Annotated in this window: 18 protein-coding genes; 11 read left to right on the forward strand and 7 right to left on the reverse strand. The window is 71.8% G+C overall.

Annotated features, from left to right (window positions below; translation table 11 throughout):
• The first annotated feature begins 29 nt into the window (after nucleotides 1-29).
• Entirely contained in the window at nucleotides 30-1,046 is a 1,017-nt protein-coding gene (locus ACZ3II_RS17580; RefSeq protein WP_465518694.1) for a hypothetical protein, read from the forward strand.
• Entirely contained in the window at nucleotides 1,043-1,657 is a 615-nt protein-coding gene (locus tag ACZ3II_RS17585) for a class I SAM-dependent methyltransferase (protein WP_465518695.1), read from the forward strand. The genes ACZ3II_RS17580 and ACZ3II_RS17585 overlap by 4 nt, the downstream gene beginning before the upstream one ends.
• Here the strand turns inward: ACZ3II_RS17585 and ACZ3II_RS17590 are convergent.
• The gene (locus ACZ3II_RS17590) at nucleotides 1,640-2,833 is read right to left on the reverse strand and encodes a YncE family protein (protein ID WP_465518696.1); all 1,194 of its coding nucleotides are present in this window, start codon (nucleotides 2,831-2,833) and stop codon (nucleotides 1,640-1,642) included. The two genes, ACZ3II_RS17585 and ACZ3II_RS17590, sit on opposite strands and share 18 nt — an antisense overlap.
• A 114-nt stretch (nucleotides 2,834-2,947) precedes the next feature.
• On the opposite strand from ACZ3II_RS17590, the gene ACZ3II_RS17595 reads away from it, so the two are divergent.
• From ACZ3II_RS17595 to ACZ3II_RS17605, 3 genes are read left to right on the forward strand one after another with little or no spacing between them, the layout of a single operon-like run.
• Nucleotides 2,948-3,529, forward strand: a complete 582-nt coding sequence (locus ACZ3II_RS17595; protein WP_465518697.1) for an RNA polymerase sigma factor — start codon at nucleotides 2,948-2,950, stop codon at nucleotides 3,527-3,529.
• Nucleotides 3,516-4,250: a hypothetical protein gene (locus ACZ3II_RS17600; protein WP_465518698.1), complete on the forward strand. Its 735-nt coding sequence runs from the start codon at nucleotides 3,516-3,518 to the stop codon at nucleotides 4,248-4,250. The genes ACZ3II_RS17595 and ACZ3II_RS17600 overlap by 14 nt, the downstream gene beginning before the upstream one ends.
• A 39-nt stretch (nucleotides 4,251-4,289) precedes the next feature.
• Nucleotides 4,290-5,279: a glycoside hydrolase family 6 protein gene (locus ACZ3II_RS17605; RefSeq protein ID WP_465518699.1), complete on the forward strand. Its 990-nt coding sequence runs from the start codon at nucleotides 4,290-4,292 to the stop codon at nucleotides 5,277-5,279.
• Nucleotides 5,280-5,426: 147 nt separating this feature from the next.
• Here the strand turns inward: ACZ3II_RS17605 and glxA are convergent, their stop codons facing one another.
• Complete coding sequence (gene glxA, locus ACZ3II_RS17610; RefSeq protein WP_465518700.1) at nucleotides 5,427-7,376, reverse strand: radical copper oxidase GlxA; 1,950 nt, start codon at nucleotides 7,374-7,376, stop codon at nucleotides 5,427-5,429.
• On the reverse strand, nucleotides 7,373-9,118 hold the full coding sequence (locus tag ACZ3II_RS17615; RefSeq protein ID WP_465518701.1) for a glycosyltransferase family 2 protein: 1,746 nt from the start codon (nucleotides 9,116-9,118) through the stop codon (nucleotides 7,373-7,375). Before ACZ3II_RS17615 ends, glxA begins: the two co-directional genes overlap by 4 nt.
• A gap of 183 nt (nucleotides 9,119-9,301) precedes the next feature.
• On the opposite strand from ACZ3II_RS17615, the gene ACZ3II_RS17620 reads away from it, so the two are divergent.
• Nucleotides 9,302-9,562: a hypothetical protein gene (locus tag ACZ3II_RS17620; RefSeq protein WP_465518927.1), complete on the forward strand. Its 261-nt coding sequence runs from the start codon at nucleotides 9,302-9,304 to the stop codon at nucleotides 9,560-9,562.
• A gap of 125 nt (nucleotides 9,563-9,687) precedes the next feature.
• Nucleotides 9,688-10,653: an alpha/beta fold hydrolase gene (locus ACZ3II_RS17625; RefSeq protein WP_465518702.1), complete on the forward strand. Its 966-nt coding sequence runs from the start codon at nucleotides 9,688-9,690 to the stop codon at nucleotides 10,651-10,653.
• Here ACZ3II_RS17625 and ACZ3II_RS17630 read toward each other — a convergent pair.
• Nucleotides 10,646-11,500: a CPBP family glutamic-type intramembrane protease gene (locus ACZ3II_RS17630; protein ID WP_465518703.1), complete on the reverse strand. Its 855-nt coding sequence runs from the start codon at nucleotides 11,498-11,500 to the stop codon at nucleotides 10,646-10,648. The two genes, ACZ3II_RS17625 and ACZ3II_RS17630, sit on opposite strands and share 8 nt — an antisense overlap.
• A complete protein-coding gene (locus ACZ3II_RS17635) occupies nucleotides 11,497-12,039 on the reverse strand; it encodes a PadR family transcriptional regulator (protein WP_465518704.1) in 543 nt (180 codons plus the stop codon). The genes ACZ3II_RS17630 and ACZ3II_RS17635 overlap by 4 nt, the downstream gene beginning before the upstream one ends.
• Before the next feature lie 130 nt (nucleotides 12,040-12,169).
• On the opposite strand from ACZ3II_RS17635, the gene ACZ3II_RS17640 reads away from it, so the two are divergent.
• Nucleotides 12,170-12,430, forward strand: coding sequence for a hypothetical protein (locus ACZ3II_RS17640; RefSeq protein WP_465518705.1), 261 nt, complete (start codon nucleotides 12,170-12,172; stop codon nucleotides 12,428-12,430).
• Nucleotides 12,431-12,478: 48 nt separating this feature from the next.
• Here ACZ3II_RS17640 and ACZ3II_RS17645 read toward each other — a convergent pair whose 3' ends face one another.
• Together ACZ3II_RS17645 and ACZ3II_RS17650 are read right to left on the reverse strand one after the other, a co-directional pair.
• Nucleotides 12,479-13,111 (reverse strand): isochorismatase family protein, encoded by a 633-nt coding sequence (locus ACZ3II_RS17645; protein WP_465518706.1) that lies wholly within the window; start codon nucleotides 13,109-13,111, stop codon nucleotides 12,479-12,481.
• On the reverse strand, nucleotides 13,111-14,304 hold the full coding sequence (locus ACZ3II_RS17650) for a CaiB/BaiF CoA transferase family protein (RefSeq protein ID WP_465518707.1): 1,194 nt from the start codon (nucleotides 14,302-14,304) through the stop codon (nucleotides 13,111-13,113). The genes ACZ3II_RS17645 and ACZ3II_RS17650 overlap by 1 nt, the downstream gene beginning before the upstream one ends.
• A gap of 57 nt (nucleotides 14,305-14,361) precedes the next feature.
• Between ACZ3II_RS17650 and ACZ3II_RS17655 the strand changes: the two genes are divergently transcribed.
• The 3 genes from ACZ3II_RS17655 to ACZ3II_RS17665 all read left to right on the forward strand — a co-directional run bounded on the left by ACZ3II_RS17655 (nucleotide 14,362) and on the right by ACZ3II_RS17665 (nucleotide 17,980).
• Complete coding sequence (locus ACZ3II_RS17655) at nucleotides 14,362-15,261, forward strand: hydroxymethylglutaryl-CoA lyase (protein WP_465518708.1); 900 nt, start codon at nucleotides 14,362-14,364, stop codon at nucleotides 15,259-15,261.
• 365 nt (nucleotides 15,262-15,626) lie between these two features.
• On the forward strand, nucleotides 15,627-17,111 hold the full coding sequence (locus ACZ3II_RS17660; protein WP_465518709.1) for a class I adenylate-forming enzyme family protein: 1,485 nt from the start codon (nucleotides 15,627-15,629) through the stop codon (nucleotides 17,109-17,111).
• Complete coding sequence (locus tag ACZ3II_RS17665; protein ID WP_465518710.1) at nucleotides 17,108-17,980, forward strand: DUF4437 domain-containing protein; 873 nt, start codon at nucleotides 17,108-17,110, stop codon at nucleotides 17,978-17,980. Before ACZ3II_RS17660 ends, ACZ3II_RS17665 begins: the two co-directional genes overlap by 4 nt.
• Nucleotides 17,981-18,082 lie beyond the last annotated feature (102 nt).

Genomic DNA, 18,082 nt, shown 5'->3' on the forward strand with positions numbered 1-18,082 from the left:
CGGAGTCTTCCGTGTTCGAGGAGAGCAGCGTGGACCGTACCGAGACCGAGACACCCGCCGAGCCATCAGGGGAGCTGCCCGACATCTCCGGCTATTGGCCGGACGCCCCGCACCGCGCCGGGCCGCCCGCCGACCACTACGAGCCGGACGGCGCCGAGGCCGTCCGGACCGCCCCGGCCTGGCAGAAGCGCGCCACCGGCCGGCCCACCGTGGAACTGGCGCCCCGCCGCCCGACCATCGAACTCACCGTCATCGGCGAGCCCGCGCCGCCCCGCCGCCCGGCCGGGAAGATCCTGATCGCGGTGCTCACCGGGGCGCTCCTGGCGGGCGTCGGCGGTTGGTACGCGTTCGGCGCCCCGGACGACGACCCGGTGGCCGCCCCGGCCCGCCCCACGCCGCCGCCGGCCACCGTCCCGGCCACCCCGCCGGTCTCCATCGAGGCGAGCGTGGCCCCGGACACGGCCACCTTCGAGCTGGCCGACGGCACCACCGAACTCAACGTGACGATCGGCGCGACCGGCAACCGCTGGTTCCAGGTCTCCACCCCGTCAGGCAGCGGCATCCGGCCCCGGGCCGTCCTGGAGGGCGGATCGGTCCGGGTCTTCGTCGACAAGACCGGCACCGGCGGACCCGCGCGGGTGGACGTACGGCTCAGCCCCGAGGTCACCTGGTCGGTGCTGATGCGCGGCGGGGTGCGTACCGGAACCTTCGATCTGACCGGCGGCCGCGTCGACCGGGTGGACCTGCTCGGCGGCGCCGCCGCCCTCAACCTGCGGCTGCCCCGGCAGGACACCGTCGTCCCGATCGCGATGTCCGGCGGCGTGAACGACTGGCGGATCACCACCGGCCGCAAGATCCCGGTCCGGGCCGTGCTGCAGCGCGGCGCCGGCGCCGTCGTCCTCTACGGCGCCCGGAACCAGGGCGTCGACAAGGGCGCCCGGTTCACCGTGACCGGCGGGACCGGCGGCATCGACCTGGTCGCGGACGAGGGCGTCGGCACCCTGACGGTCGCCGCCGGGCAGGCCGGGGGCACAATCGGCGGGTGACACGAGCAGCAGGCGACGCCGCACCACCGGAGAGCACCGTCTCCCTCGACTACTTCACCGGGCTCTACCTGGCGAAGGACGACCCGTGGGACATCGCGACGAAGTGGCACGACCGGCGCAAGTTCGCCGTCACCATGGCGAGCCTGCCGCGCGAGCGGTACCGGCGCTGCTACGAGCCGGGCGCCTCGATCGGCACGCTCACCCGGATGCTCGCCGCCCGCTGCGACGAGGTGCTCGCGGTCGACAGTGTCGAGGAGGCCGTCGAACTGGCCCGGCAGAACCTCGCCGACCTGCCGAACGTGCGGGCCGAACGGGCCGAGCTGCCGGCCGGCCTGCCGGACGGCGACTTCGACCTGATCGTGATCGGCGACCTGCTCTACTACCTGTCCGCCGGCGACCTCCAGGCGCTGCTGGACGGTCTGGTGCAGCGCCTGGAGCCGGGCGGCGACCTGGTGTCGGTGCACTTCCGCGACCGGCAGAACGGCGGGAACTACGACGGCTTCAACGCGCACGCCGCGCTGGCCGCCGTCCCCGGCCTGGAGCCGGTGATCCACCACGAGGACGAGTGGTTCCTCCTGGACGTGCTGCGCCGCTCAGACGGCGTGGCGTAAGGCGGTCAGGCCGGGCACGGCGACCTCGCCCTGGCGGGTGCCGGTACGGGCGTCGAGCCAGGTCACCCGGCCGGTGCCGCCGGCGTGGAGGCGGCTGCCGTCCCGGCTCAGCGCCAGCCCGCGTACCGGCCCCGGCAGGTCCCAGCGGCCCGCCGGCCTGCCGGACGCCCGGTCCAGCACCGTGACGCCGCCCGCGCCGACCAGCACCCGGCCGTCACCGGTCAGCGCCAGCGCCGCCGCCGACCCGGCCACCGGCGGCACGTCCACCACCCGTTCCACGATCAGCGACTCCGGGCTCGCGAAGGCCAGCTTGCCCACGTTCAGGTCGGCGACGACCAGGTTCCGGGCGTCGGCGGCCAGGGCGTGCCCCGCGGCCGGTCCCTCCCCGAACGGGTGCGGCAGATCCAGGCAGTACGCCCACCCGTCGGTCAGGTGCAGCACGTGCACGAACGCGTGCGCGTTGCCCGGCCGCCCGGACAGCAGATCCCGGGTGTGCTGATGCCCGGGCTGATGCGTGTACAGGGTGAACAGCAGCTTCCGGTCCGCCGACAGGACCGCCTGCCGCCCCTCGCCGCGCATCTGCTCCTCGGCCCCCGGCGGCACCGGCACCTTGTTCCGGGTGACCAGCGCCTCGACCTTCCCGCTGAGCAGGTCGAGCCGTCGCACCCGATAGTGGTCCGGGGCCGTCGCGGGCAGCCACTCCAGGACGAACAGGCCGGTCAGGTCGGCGGTGAACGCGTCCGGTTCGATCACGCCGGGCAGGTCGTACTCGCGTTCCCCGCCCGGCCCGGCGACCAGCAGGGCGGTCCGGGCGCGCGCGGCGGGCCGGTCGGCGGCCCCGGTCCGGCTCAGCGCGCACGCCCTGCCGTCCGTGGCGACCACCCGCGGCACCCAACCCGCCTCGGCCCGGGCGGACCGGACGACCGCCCCGCTGATCGGGTTGACCTGGTCGAGGCCGGTGCCGGTGGCGGCGTACACCTGAGATCCGTCGAAGGACACCGCCGCGGCCCCGAGGACCTGTTCCCCGGCGGGGCCGAGCCGCAGCAGCCCTCGATCCGACTCGGCGAGCAGCACATCCGGTGTCGTGGCGGTGGCCGCCTGAGCGGATTCCCGGCAGCCGGCGAGCACGAGCCCCGATCCGGCGGCGAGCAGCAGAACGTTACGGCGGGTAGTCATGCATTCTCGACACCGCTCACCCCCACCAGGTTCCCGCTGGCTGTCTCAGCGCGCGTGAGACAGCCATGAGAACCAGCCGGGGAACTTCGGCGGCGTGGGCGGTGTCAGTAGGGTGTGCGGCTGAGGGGGGCGGGGATCGACGAGGACGAGGCGGCTGTGGTGGCGCGGGCCCGGGGCGGCGATCTGGACGCCTACGAGGTCCTGGTCGCCCGCTGTACCGCGCCCGCGCACCGGGCCGCCGTCCTGCTCGGGGCCGGCGCGGACGCGGACGACGTGGTGCAGGAGTCGTTCGTGAAGGCGTACCGGCAGCTGGGGCGGTTCCGGGGCGACGCCGGGTTCAAGGCGTGGCTGCTGGCGATCGTGGCGAACGAGACCCGCAACCTGGTCCGGTCGCGCCGCCGCCGGGAGGGGCTGTGGCTGCGGGCGGCCGCCCGGGAGGACCCGCTGCGCTGGGAACCGGATCCGGCGGAGTCGGCGATGGCCGGGGAGCGCCGCCGGTTCCTGGTCGAGCAGTTGCGGGCGCTGGACGGCAGGGACCGGGAGGTGCTGGTCTGCCGGTTCCTGATGGATCTGTCCGAGGCGGAGACGGCGGTCATGCTGGACCTGCCGAAGGGGACGGTCAAGTCGCGGACCTCCCGGGCCCTGGCGAGGCTGCGCGACCGGCTGCCGCAGGAGGTGCCCGATGCCCGAGCCTGACGATCTCATCGCGGAGCTGCGGGAACTGGGCGCGCGGTGGCCCGTACCCCCAGCGGTTGATCAGCGGCAAGCGGTCCGGGAGCGCCTCGCCCACCCGGCGCCGCGCCCGCATCGCGCCCGTCTGTGGCTCGCGGCGCTCGCCGCCGCCCTGATCGCCGTCGTCGCCGGGGTGGCTCCGGCCCGGGCGGCGGTGGTCGAGGTGGTCGGTGACCTGCTGCGGGTCGCGGGCATCGAGGTACGCCGTGAGCCGCCCCCCGCCACCCGCCCGGCCACCCCGAGCCCGTTGCCGGCGGCGGAGCGGGCCGATCTCGCCGAGGCCCGCCGGACCGCCGCGTTCCCCGTCCTGGTCCCCGCCGACCTGGGCGAACCCGAGTCCGTCCAGGTCGCCGACCCCGACCCGCAGGGCCATCCGCGGGTGGTCACCATGCGGTTCCGGGGCGGGGCGGTCCGGTTCGACCAGTTCGACGGGCGGCTGGACACGACGTTCCTGAAGACGGCGCCGGACGCGCGGCCGGTCGAGCTGGGCGGCCCGGTCGTCACCGCGGCGTGGATGCCGGGGCCGCACCCGGTGACCTACGTCGGCCGGGACGGTGTGGAGCGCCGCGAGACGGCCCGGCTGGCCGGTCCGGCGCTGGTCTGGACGACGGGCGCCGTCACCTACCGGTTGGAGGGAATCGTGACACTCGAAGAGGCGATTGCGGTGGGACGCTCGGTGCGCTGAGCCGCGATCGGGTAGGCGCGGTCGGTAGCTTCGCAGGCGATGAGAAGGTTACCCGCGCTCTGTGGCCTGGCAGCGATGATCGTCCTCGGCGGTTGCACGTCGGAGGAGCCGGTGGTGACACCGTCACCGGTGGTGCCCGAGTCGGCGGGGTTCTATGTGGAGCCCGACGCGCCGGCGGTGCGGCAGGTGGCGGCGTGGCAGGCGCAGGGCCGGGCCGAGGACGCCGCGGCGCTGCGCCGGATCGCCGAATCGCCGACCGCGGTGTGGTTCGCCGACGCGAACCCGGGCTTCCAGGACCGCGCCCGGCGGCTGATCACCGACGCGGCGAAACGGGGACAGACCCCGGTCCTGGTGCCGTACTACGTGCCGCAACGTGACTGCGGCGGGCACTCCGGCGGCGGCGCCCCGGACGCGGCCGCCTACCGGGCCTGGATCGCCGAGCTCGCCGCGATCGTCGGCGGCCACCCGGCAGTGGTGGTCCTGGAGCCGGACGCGATCCCGCACGTGCTCGACGAGTGCGTCACCGGGGACGCCGCGGACGAGCGGTTCACGCTGCTCGGCGAGGCGATCACGGCGTTCAAGCGACAGCCGGGCGTACGGGTCTACCTGGACGCCGGCAACCCCGGCTGGATCAAGGACACCGCCCGGGTGGCCGAGGCCCTGGACCGGGCCGGTGTCCGCGCGGCCGACGGGTTCAGCCTGAACGTGGCCAACTTCGAGACCACCGAGGCGAACGTCGGGTACGGCACGGCGATCTCCGACCGGCTCGGCGGGAAGCCGTTCGTCATCGACACCAGCCGGAACGGCAACGGGCCGGCGCCGGTGGACGCCCGCGACGCCGAGGGGCACTGGTGCAACCCGCCCGGGCGGGCGCTCGGGCCGGCCCCGACCACCGAGACCGGCACGCCGCGGGTCGACGCGTACCTGTGGATCAAACGGCCGGGGGAGTCCGACGGGCCCTGCCTGCCGGACGCGCCGCCGGCCGGTCAGTGGTGGCCCGAGTACGCGCTCGGGCTCGCCACCAACTGACGTTCCCGCGTGTTGAGTTCGGCCGTCCTATACGCCCGGACTCAACACACTCAAGGCGTGTTGAGTTCGGCCGTCCTACGCGCCCGAACTCAACACACTCAAGGCGTGTTGAGTTCGGCCGTCCTACGCGCCCGAACTCAACACGCTTTAGCCGACCTTTACCCAGCGGGCCTTCGAGGGGATGCCCTTGTCGTCGATCACGAAGAGCATGTACCAGCCGGCGGGGACCAGGCCGGGGGACTTCGGGACGGCGATGCTCACCCCGCCGGGGGTGCGGCGTACCCCCACCTCGACCGACCGCTGGTCCACGTCGGTGCCGTGGGTGACGGCGCTGGGCCGTACCAGGCGAGCGCTCTTGATCTGATGCCCGTCCCGGGTGGCGAACTGGACCTTGCGGCCCCGCTCCACCGTCCGCGGCCCGCCGTCGATCTCCGGCCGGTCGCCCTGGAACAGGTAGGGCGGGCTGTAGATCTCGATCCGCTGCTCGAATTTCCCCGGGTTCTTCCCGGTCGAGTCGTAGATCGGGTCGCTGCCCATGGTGACCACCCGACCGTCCGGCAGCAGGAGCGCCTCGGAGTGGTAGTTGCGGCCCACGCTGGGCGCCGCCGCCTCCCGGAACTCCTCACGCGCCGGGTCGTACAGGTGCGCGGTCAGCAGGTCGCTGCGGTTACGGCCCTGGTACGGCCCGCCCCGGTACCCCGACGACCCGCCGCTGGTGAACACGGTGTCGTCGGGCAGCACCACGGTGTTGAGGTAGCGGGTGGGCGCCGGCAGGTCCGGTCCGGTCCGGTACCGCGGCTGCTTCTCGCTCAGATCGGCGATCGCGGTCCGGGCCGTGGACACCGGCGAGTCACCGACGGCGCCGCCGCCGAGGATCATCACCTTCTGCCGCTGGGCCGGCGGCAGCAGCACCGACGCGCTGGTCTCGGTCATCGCCGCGTCCTCGAGACCGGGCACGTTCTGGAACGTGTTCTTCTCCACGTCCCACAGGCCGGGGGTGCGGCCCTCGGTGTCCGAGCCGTACCCGGCGTTCGACCCGGAGAAGAACAGCTTCTCGTTCTCGGTCAGGAACAGCGCGGGGTACGTGGGGAACACCCGCCGGAGTTTCGGCGCGGGCACCCACTTCTTCTTGCCGACCTGGTAGCGCTCGTTGACGCCGGGCAGCATCCGGCCGAACTCGTCCAGCCCGGACACCGCCAGGATGTCACCGTCCGGCATGGTGGCCAGGGTCGGGTACCAGCGGTGCTCGATCATGTCACCGGTCCGCACGTAGCGTTCCGCGACCGGGTCGAACTCGTACGTCGTCCTGTCCCCGCCGTACTCCTGCTTCTCCCGGGTGATCTTCTCCGCGATGCCGTACAGGTTGCGGGCGTCGTTGCCGGTCAGGCCCTGGATCGCGTACTGGGCCGGCTGCCGAACGATCGGCCCGTCGCCCTCGTCGACGGCGTCCACCCACACCTCGGCCTCGCCGGCGTGCACCATCGTGTGCGCGCCGTGGGTCATCTTGGTGGCGGCCGGCACCGTCACGTCGGCCCGGCTCAGGTACTCGTGGCCGTTCGCCGCGACGAACCGGGTGCCCTTGGCGAACCTGCGCGCCCCGAAGTCCGGCGACTCGTTCTTGATCTTCATGACGCCGGCGGCGTGGGTGATGTCGGCTTCCAGGACCTCGTACGACTTGGTGCCGCCGGCCACCAGCAGGTTGCCGTTCGCCAGGAACGTGTGCCCGGCGCAGAACAGGTCGGTCGGGGTGGGCACGTCGGTGAACGCGTCGGTGCGCGGATCCCACAGGATCGTGCGGAACGTGCCGGCCTCGAAATTGTCCCGGTTGTTGCCGGAACCCGCGATGATCAGGACCTTTCCGGTACGCAGCATCGCGGCGTGAATGGCGTTGATCCGGAACTCCGCCGGCACCCGCAGCAGCGACCAGTGGCCGAACTTCTGCTTGTAGGAGTCCCGGTTGATGGTGAACTCGTGGTACCGGTCGGCGGCGAGACCGACGATCGGTTTGTTCACCACCGCCACCGCCGCCATCAGCGGCATCATCACCAGCATGGTCAGCACCCGGCGGGCGATGCTGGGCCTTCTCCGCGGTGTCATGCGGCGATCTCCATCAGGATGTCCTTCTCCTCGTCGAGCGGGGTGGGCGCGGGTTTCGCGCGGGACCGGCCGAGCGCCTGTGCCGCCCAGATGGCCGGCGGGGTGAGGCAGAGGGCCAGGTTGAGCGACGGCCACAGCCACATGAAGCCGTGTGCGTGGCCGGTGAACGCGGCGACGACCAGCAGGACGGCGTAGAAGGCCGCCCACCGCAGATGGGTACGGAAGGTCAGCAGTGAGTCCGGGCTCGCCGAGTCGCCCTTCGGCGTCACCACGAAACCGGCGGTACGGCGCAGCACCGACTGCAGGAACGAGGTGACGTAGATCGGCGCGCACAACGTCGACAGCAGCATCCCGGTCAGGCCGGACGACCCGGCCTCCTCGTGCGGGCTCACGTTGTGCCGCCGGTTCCAGATGTAGAGACCGACCTGGAACAGCGCGGCGTCCACGTACAGCATCAGCCACACCTGCTGCGGGACCTGCACGCCCTTGACGCCGAGCAGCACGTGGAAGACGGCGGTGGCGGCGCCGAGCAGCCACGCCACGGCGGTCAGCGGGTAGTACGCCATCAGCAGCGCGTAGTGCAGCGCACGGCGTACCCCCAAGCGGTGGATCATCTTCGCGAAACCGGCCACGCACACCTCGTCGGTGCCGCGCGACCAGCGATGCTGCTGGCTGAAGTAGTCGGTCCAGGAGGACGGGCCCTCACCGACGGCGAGCACGTCCGGGGTGTAGACCGAGCGCCAGCGCCGGCCGGTCGCCGGATTGCGCGAGGCGTGCTGGGCCAGGCTGGTCGCCATGTCCTCGGTGATCGAGTCCTGCAGGCCCCCGATCGATTGCAGGGCCTTGATGCGTACGGCGTTGTTCGTCCCCACCAGCATCGGGATCCCGAGGCGGTTGCCGGCCCGCTGCAGCAGCGAGTGGAACAGGTACTGCTGCGACTCGGCCCACTTGGTGATCACGTTGTCGTAGTTGCCGTAGATCTGCGGCCCGATCACGAACGCCACATCGGGGTCGCGGAAGTAGCCGAGCAGCCGCTCGCAGAAGTTCGGCAGCGGCACGTGGTCCGGGTCGACCGAGACGAACACGTCGTACTCGCCGCCGTGCCGGTCCATCCACGAGTTGTAGTTGCCGTGCTTGGTCTTCGCCTTGAACGCGCCCGCCGCGGTGTTCCAGTCCGGCACCCCCTTGCGGCTGAAGTGGTGGACCCCCACCCGCCGGCACATCTCCTTGACCTCGGGATCGTTGCCCTCGTCCAGCAGCCAGACGTGGTACCGCCCGGCGTGCCGGATCCGGGTCGCCGCCCGCAACGTCCGTTCCACCATCTCGATCGGCTCCTTGCCGGGCACGATCGTGGTCAGGAACGCGACCCGCAGCCGCTCGTCCGGCGGAACCGGGATCGGATCCCGCGCCCGCAGCGTCGCCAGGCACAGCGTGACGACGTTGACCAGACGGAACAGCTCGATCAGCGCGGTCGCGGCGATCATGAAGACGGTGACCAGGAAGAGGGCGGTCTGCATGCGCCGGTCGGGAAGCTCCACCTTGGCCAGCAGCCAGCCGAAGAAGGTGCTCTCGAAGGCGAACGCGAACGCCGCGATCAGGGTGGACCGGATCGGGCGGCGCCGGGTCAGTGGTTGCAGCCGGACCTGGTAGTCGTCTCCGTCCGGGACGGGCTGGGGATCGCCGGCGAGCCGACTGAAGCCGTCATAATCCGGCAGACGGGATATAGCACGCTTTCCAGTCACCGCAGAAAGATAGCGAAAATTACCAAGAACCGGGCATACCTCGTACGCCGTTCGTGTCGTGTCCCGGACTGAAAGTGATTCACGGTCCGTGACGGAAATCGTCGAACCGACACGCCCTGTCATCCGTTCTCTCTGGCAGGCGGGGCCACGAGCGTCCCGCGGTGAACCGACAAGGCGGTGGCAATGCTGATCCTGTCCCTCCTCATCCTGGTCCTGGCCGCCGCCTGCGTCCTCGCGGTGCGTGGGGTGCGGGCGGACGTGTCCGCCGAGGCGGAGCTGACCGTCCCGGAGGCCCTCTTCGCGCCGGAGAGCCTGGAAGGCGTGCTCTGCGCCCAACTGCTGGACGGGGAGATCACCCGTCGCCAGTACCTGCGGTCGATGGCCGGCATCGCCGCCCGCGACGAGGAGCGGCACCCGCTGGTGGTGCCGCGCTACGAGGACTGAGCGCACTCCCGAGACCCGGCGTCCGTGGGGCGCCGGGTTCTTCGTGCGCCTTGACAGGCAGACATCGATGACAGCTAATGGAAACACTGTTTCGGAGAGTGTTACGGCTGACCAATGGAGGTCCCGTGTCCCTGTCCCTGCGCCGTGTCTTCCTGGCGTTGATCCTGTCCACCGGCGTCCTCGCCGCCACTCCGTCGCCGGCGTCGGCCGCCACCGCCGAGGTCGACGGCTCGATCACCCTGCCCTGCGGGTCCGGCACCCTGAACCAGGACGCCGACTGGTTCTTCCCCGACACCACCGGCCCGAAGGCCCTGGTCTACCTGCAGCACGGCTTCTCCCGCGCGAACAGCAACCTGTTCGCCCTGGCCCGCCGGTACCAGGCCGCGGGCTTCCTGGTGTTCGCGCCGACCCTGCCGTCGTCCAACGGCAACGGCTGCACGGTCAACAACACCGGCGGCAACCCGGCGTTCCTCAACGGGGTGGCCGCCCTCTTCGGGGAGGCGACCGACCCGGCCAAGGCCCTGGCCGTCAGCTACGCGGCGGCCGCCACCACCGCCGGGCGGGCCGGCAGCACCCTGCCCGCCCCGCTGGTCATCGCCGGGCACTCGGCAGGCGGCGACGCGGTCACCTACATCGCCAACCGGCTGCGCACCACGTTCCCGGCGACCTTCGCCAACCTGAAGTACCTGCAGCTGCTCGACCCGGTGAAGTCGCCGTCCGGCACCAACATGGCCGACGGCCTGACCGGCCTCAACGGCACGTCGCTGCCGATCACCGCGATCTCCTCGCCGCCGTACCTCTCCAACAGCAACGCCAGCGGCACCGTGGAACTCGTCAACCGGGTCGACCGGCCGTTCCTCGGGGTCCGGCTCACCACCGGCTCGCACTGTGACGCCGAAGGCTCCACCACCAACTGGCTGTGCACCCTCACCGGCGGCGCCTCCAAGGCCCGCAACGTCACCGCGCTGCAGACCCTCGCGATCAACTGGGCCTCCGACGCGGTGGCCGGGACGACCACCGCGACCTACTACCCGGGCGGCACGTACTACCAGAGCCTGCTCGCCGGCAACGTGATCCAGACCCTCAATTGACGGCCACCAACGATCGGGTCCGGCGGCGGGCCACCAGCAGGCCCGCCGCCGCGGTCAGCACGGTCAGCACGATCGACGCGGCGACCGGGGAGAACACGGCGTCGCTGTGACCCGCGAAGCGCAGGTACCCGTCGACCATCAGCGGGGTGGCGATCGCGTTGCACACGCTGTGCATCAGCACGCCCGGCCAGATCGAGCCGGTCCGGTGACGGATCTCGCCGTAGAGCACCGACGCGGCCAGCAGCCCGGCCAGCATCAGCGGCAGGAACAGGGTCATCGGCAGGGAGGTGACCAGGCGCATGTCGGCCGCCGACGTCCACACCAGATAGAGCGGGACGTGCCAGAGCGCCCAGACCGCGCCGGCCAGCAGGTGCGGGACGAGACGGCCGCGCAGGCCCATGGCCAGCGCCGTCCGGGTGCCGTAACCGCGGAACACGAACTCCTCGATCGGGTTCTTGACCAGCTGCACGGCGAAGACGGTCAGGAACGCGGCGGCGAAGCCGGGCCGGCCGGTGACCGTGACCAGGCCGGTCGCCACGCCGAGGCCGACCGAGATCAGGGTGGCCAGAGGGTAGAACAGGGCGGCGCCGGCGTACCAGCGGATCGGCGCCCGAGGGCTGAGGCCGAGCGGCCCGCCACCGTCGGCGCTCCGCCCGGAGAAATACAGGACCACCGCCGCGGCCACCGGGCCGAGCAGGAAGAACAGCATGCCGGTGGTGCCGCCGCCCGCGCTCGTGGCGGTGCCGGTGGCGGTCTCCACACCGGCCGCCCGGTCGACGGCGACGCCGAGCCAGCCGGTGCCGATCACGGCCAGGGCGAAGAGCGCGAAGTTGATCCGGGCCCTCACGACGACTCCCCGTCCAGCGCGGCGAGGGACTCGTCGGCCCAGGCCACCGTGGACCGCGCGCCGTGGATCCCGGCGCGGACGGTCAGCTCGATGAACGGCCAATCGGGGGTGCCGGCCTCGGCGGCGCTCAACTGGGCGTGCAGGGACTCGTACTCCGCAAGCTTGGCAGTGGCCTCGTCGCGCGCCGCCCGCAGCAACGTGCGGCATCGCTCGCGCCCGAGCGTGCGGCCGAAGAACAGCCGCAGCAGCAGGCCGTCGCGCGGGGGCGTGTCCCGGATCGGCTCGGTGAGCATCTCGACCAGCCGGGCCGTGCCGGAGCCGGTGATCTCGAAGACCGAGGACCGGGCCCGCTGCCCGTCACGCCGCCGCACATGGCCCGCCTCCTCGAGCGCCTGCAGCGCCGGGTAGATCTGGCCGAAGCTCTCGCTCCAGAAATGCCCGAGCACGTCCCGGATCGCCTCCCGCAACGCGTAGGCGGTCATCGGCTCGATGCTCAGGCCGCCGAGCACCGCCATCTGGGTCTGGCTGGACCGCGCCATCGTCACCCCTCCTTATATCTGCCAGATATTTCTACCAGATACATGCAACGAGGAAGCCCTGACATCTGTCATGGGTGGAACGTGACGGACGGCGTGGGAACGGGCGCCCGGCGGCGGTCAGGGTCGATGCATGTCGCTCACCGCTTCAACCGATATCGCGGCCGCCGGCACGGGGCAGCCGGCCGTGGATCTGGACGGCGTGGTCAAACGGTTCGGCACGGTCACCGCCGTGGACGGACTCGACCTGCCCATCCGCCCCGGAGAAGTGGTAGCCCGCACCCGAGCCGAGGCAGCCATGAGGACCAGCTTGGGTTTCTCCGGCTGGTTGTCAGTGCTGTCTCCGGCCGGTCGAGACAGCACTGACGGCCAGCCGAGCAAGATCCGGCGCTGAGGGCTGGTTGTGGTGGCTGTCTCCGGCAGACCAGCCGGGCGGGGCGGCTCACGGCGTACGCCGCAAGGTTTTCAGGGTTTCCGCCAGGGAGACGACGTCGGCGTATTTGGCGTTCAGGTCGAACAGGTTGTGGTCGTGAGGGGCGGGGGCGCGGTCGGCGCAGGCGTCGCGGACGACGATCGGGCGGAAGCCGTGCTGCAGGGCGTCCAGGGCGGAGGCGCGGATACAGCCGGAGGTCGAGAAACCGCCGATGACCAGGGTGTCGATCGAGTGCGACGAGAGCCAGGCGGCCAGCGGGGTGCCGGCGAAGGCGCTCGCGTAGTGCTTGACGATCACCTGCTCGCCGGGGCCGGGGGAGAGCGGGGGCGCGAAACGGCCGAGCGGGTTGCCGGCGGCGAAGACCCTCAGCGCCGGGACCTTCGCGGCGAACAGCGGCGCCTCCGAACAGGACTCGTCGGCGAAGCGGACCGACGTCCACAGGACCGGAACACCGGCGGCGCGGGCGGCGGCGGCCAGTTCCGCCATCGCGCCGGCGGCCCGCTGTCCGGTGGCGAGGAACAGCGGCGAGTGCGGGTCGGTGTACGCCAGCGCCGGGTCGACCAGCAACACCGCGGGCCGTTCGCCCCAGCCGAGACGGCGGGCGAAACCGGCGTTCGCGTAGTCGTCGGCGAGCCCGGACATCAGACGATCCCGCGGCTCGCCAGTTCGGTGAGCTGCTCCGGGGAGAGGCCGAGCAGGCCCTGGTAGATCTCGTCGTTGTGCGAGCCGAGCGCCGGGCCCGCCCATCTCACCGCGCCGGGGGTGCCGGACAGGCGAGGGGCCACGTTCTGCATCGGGACCGTGCCGAAGTCGGGGTGGCCGACCTCGATGACCGCCTCCCGGGCCCGCACGTGCGGGTCGTCGATGATGTCCTCGGCGGTGTAGATGCCGCCGGCCGGCACGCCCGACCCGTGCAGCAGCGACAGCAGTTTCGCCGACGGGACCGTCGCGGTCCAGGTGGCGATGATGTCGTCGAGTTCGGCCTGATGTTCGCCGCGGGCGCCGTGGGTCGCGTACCGCGGGTCGGCCGGCAGGTCGGGCCGCTCCATCACGTCGGCGAGACGGCGGAACACGGTGTCCTGGTTGGCGGCGATCAGCACGTCCGAGCCGTCGGCGGTGGGGTAGACGTTGCTGGGCGCGACGTTCGGCAGGATCGGGCCGGTGCGCTCGCGGCGGTAACCGGCGACGCCCCACTCCGGGATCAGCGACTCCATCATGGCGAGCACCGCCTCGTAGATCGCCGAGTCGACGACCTGGCCGCGGCCGGTGCGTTCGCGGGCGTGCAGGGCGGCGAGCGTGCCGAACGCGGCGTACGTGGCGGCGAGCGAGTCGCCGATCGAGATGCCGGACCGGGACGGGGCGCGGTCGGCTTCACCGGTCACGTACCGCAGCCCGCCCATCGCCTCACCGATCGACCCGAAGCCGGCGCGAGGGGCGTAGGGGCCGGTCTGGCCGTAGCCGGTCACCCGTACCAGAATCAATCGGGGGTTGATCGTGGACAGCTCCTCGTAGGAGAGGCCCCAGCGCTCCAGGGTGCCCGGGCGGAAGTTCTCCAGCAGCACGTCCGACCGCTCGACCAGGCGGCGGACCAGCTGCTGACCCTCCTCGGTGCGCAGGTTGCAGGTGACCGACTTCTTGTTGCGGGCGACCACCGGCCACCACAGGGACTGACCGTGCGGTTTCTCCCGGCCCCACTGCCGCATCGGGTCGCCGCGGCCGGGATCCTCCAGCTTGATCACTTCGGCCCCGAAGTCGCCGAGGAGTTGCCCGCAGAACGGGCCGGCGAGCAGCGTTCCGGTTTCCAGGACGCGGATGTCAGACAGTGGCGCGGTCACGAGGCCACCCTATACTTGGGAAACGTTGTTTCGCTAGATGGAACGAGAGGCGCCGGCGTGGAGATCGTCGAGGTCGGGCCGCGGGACGGGCTGCAGAACGAGAAGCGGGTGCTGCCGGCCCCGGTCAAGGTCGAATACGTCGCCCGGGCCGTCGCGGCCGGGCTGCGCCGGATCGAGGTCGCCGCGTTCGCCCGGCCCGATCTTGTGCCGCAGATGGCCGACGCCGAGGACGTGCTGCGGGCCGTGCCGCGGTCGCCGGAGGTCCGGTATGCGGCGCTCGTGCTCAACGGCAGAGGGCTCGACCGGGCGCTGGCGCTGGGGGCGGCGCGGCCTGACGAGATCAATTATGTAGTTGTCGCCAGTGACGAGTTCTCCCGCCGTAATCAGGGGATGTCCACCGCCGCGTCGATCGAGGCGTTCCGCGCTGTCGCCACCCGCGCACGCGATGCCGGATTTTTCGTGACATTGACGGTTGGGGCGGCGTTCGGTTGCCCGTTCACGGGGGAAGTGCCGGTTTCCCGGGTGCGGGACATCGTGGGCGAAGCCGGTCCGCTGGATGAGATCTGCCTGGCCGACACCATCGGCGTGGGAGTGCCGGTTCAGGTCGCCGAGCTGGCGGCGGCGGTGCGGGCGGTTGCGGCGGGCGTGCCGCTGCGCGCGCACTTCCACAACACTCGCAATACGGGGTACGCCAACGCGACAGCGGCCGTGAACGCCGGTTTCGCCGCGCTCGACGCCAGCCTGGGCGGGATCGGGGGGTGCCCGTTCGCGCCCGCGGCCACCGGCAACATCGCCACGGAGGATCTGGCGTATCTGCTCAACCGTTCCGCCGTGAAGGCCGGCGTGGACGTGACGGCTGCCGCCGCGACCGGTGCCTGGATCGGGTCGCGGCTCGGGCTAGCCGCAGTCCCGGCGCAGCTCGGCCGGGCGGGTGACTTTCCCGCCCGTTCCCGCTGAACAGCTCCCCGCCGGCCGTCGTTCAGCCCGGTTTTCGGGTTGGGGTTGGCGGGTTGGGCGACGGCTGGGGTTGCCGGCCGTCGTGGGGGCTGGTTTTCGGGTTGGGGTTGGCGGGTTGGGCGACGGCTGGGGTTGCCGGCCGTCGTGGGGGCTGGTTTTCGGGTTGGGGTTGGCGGGCTGGGTGACGGCTGGGGTTGCCGGCCGTCGTGCGGGCTGGTTTTCGGGTTGGGGTTGGCGGGCTGGGCGACGGCTGAGGTCGGCGGCCGTCGCGCAGGCCGGTTTTCGGGCTGGGGTAGGAGGGCTGGGCGACGGCCGGCGATCGCGGCTCTTGCGCTTGTGATGGAAACGGTGTTTCCATTCGGGGCATGTTGCGGCCCGGAGGTGCGGATCTGACGATCGCCGGCGGCGTGCGCGAGTTCGGCCGGGCCACCCCGGACGCGATCGCGGTGCGTGACGGGAACCGGGAACTGAGGTACGGCGCCCTCGACGAGCGGTCCTCACGGCTCGCCTGCGGACTTCTCACGGCCGGGCTGGCGTACGGGGACCGGGTGGCCCTGCTCTGCGGCAACCGCCTGGAGTACCCGGAGATCGCCGCGGGCGTCGCCAAGGCGGGCCTGGTCCTGGTGCCGGTCAATCCACGGCTCACCGCCCCGGAGGTCGCGTTCATACTCCAGCATTCCGGCGCGTCGGTGCTGATCGCCGACCCCGCGCCGGCTGTCGCGGTGCCGGAGGCGTTCGCGGGGCGCGTCGTGACGATCGGGCCGGAGTACGAGGCGTGGCTCGGCGGCTCCCGGGCGGTGGATCCGTGGATCGCGGTGGACGAGCGGGACCCGTTCTGTATCGCGTACACGGCGGGCACCACCGGCGACCCGAAGGGTGTGCTGATCTCGCACCGTTCCCGGTCGCTCACCTTCTATGCCACGGCGCTGGAGTGGGGGATCGGCCCGGGCCGGCGGACCGTCGCGGTCGCCCCGATGTATCACGGCGCCGGGTTCGCCTTCGCCTACGCCGCCGTCCACTGCGGGGCGACGGTCAGCATGCTGCGCTCGTTCCAGCCGGACACCCTGCTCGATCTGATCCGGCGGGACGGCGCCCAGTCGGTGTTCCTGGTGCCCACCCACGCCCGATTGATCAAGGACGCGCTGGAGAAGGCGCCGGAGCTGCCGACGCTGGACACGCTGTACTTCAACGCGGCCGCCCTGCCCAAGGCGCTCAAGGAGTGGGTGTTCGAGGCGTTCCCGGGTGTCGGCGTGCACGAGCTGTACGGCTCCACCGAGGCCGGCGTGATCACCAACCTGCGGCCGCCGGACGCCCGCCGCAAGGCCGGGACGGTCGGGCACCCGTGGTTCGGCACCCGGGTCCGGATCGTCGGGCCGGACGGCGCCGAGGTCGCGCCGGGCCAGCCGGGGGAGTTGTACAGCCGGTCGCCGTATCTGATGAACGGCTACCACGGCAACCCGGCCGCGACCGCCGCCTGCACCACCGCTGACGGCTTCCTCACCTCCGGCGACATCGTGACCCGTGACGAGGAGGGCTTCATCTCGATCGTCGACCGGGTCAAGGACGTGATCATCACGGGCGGCGTGAACGTGTACCCCCGCGACGTCGAGGAGGTCCTGCTCACCCACCCGTCGATCGTCGAGTGCGCGGTCGTCGGCGAGCCGGACGACAGGTGGGGCGAGCGGGTCGTCGCCTACTACGTCGGGCGGGCGCCGGCCGGGGAACTGGAGTCCTTTCTACGGTCGAGACTGGCCGGTTTCAAGATCCCCAAGCAGTACCGAGCGGTTCCGGCGCTGCCCCGCAACGCCGCCGGCAAGATTCTGAAACGCGAGCTGAGGAGTACGCCGTGAGGGCACACGTGGAATTGATCCACGAAGACGACTACATCTCCCACACCGGCGAGCTGCCGTACGGCGAAGGCCGCATCCTGGAGCGCCGGCTGTCCACCGACGAGGAGGACGGCTCGTCGTCGCTGTCGCTGCACGCCACCGCCGACTGGGGGCGCAGCGCCGGCATCGTGCACGCCGACACCGAGTTCTACGTGGTCGAAGGCTCCCTTCGGTACGGCGGCCGGGAACTGGGCGCCGGCGGCTACGTCCAGGTGCCCAAGGGTACGGCGATGGACTGGCTCAGGATCCGGGAGGGGTCGCGGGTGCTGCACTGGCGGGAGTACGGCGACTGCGGCTTCGACCCGTACACGTCATTGAACCAGGCCGCGGCCACGGCCTCGCCGGAATCCACCGAGGGCGTCACCGTGATGGACGCGCAGACGATGGAGTGGACCGAGGCGCCGTCGGCCGGGCCGCTCACGCCGCTCTACATCAAGCTGCTGCACCGGGACCCGAAGACCGGCTTCTACACCCGGCTGATCCGGGCGCCGCAGGGCTGGACCGACCACCGGCTCGCGCACCACCCGTGCTACGAGGAGTTCTACACCCTGGCCGGGCGGATGGCGTACAACTTCGGGGACATCGACGAGGGTACGTACTGTTTCCGGCCGGCCCGGGTCAAGCACGGGCACTTCGTCGCCGAGACCGAGATCGACTGGATCCTGCGGTCCGACGGCGAGCTGACGAACTGGTACACCACCGAGGAGTGGGTGAGATTCGGCGGCCACGCGGAGAACTACGACGAGCACGACGGCCACGTCCACCCGATCCTGTCGTCACTGCCGGTCCGGTCCCGGTCGCGGGGGGAGTGGTCCGGCGACGGCATGTGAGTGGGGTCTCTCCCGGCTGGTTGTCAGGGCTGAGACAGCCCTGACAACCAGCCGGAGAACCACCGCGGACCGTGACCTCGCCGCGGGTCACGGGCCTGTGGG

This window comes from Actinoplanes sp. NPDC019969 (assembly GCF_055562375.1).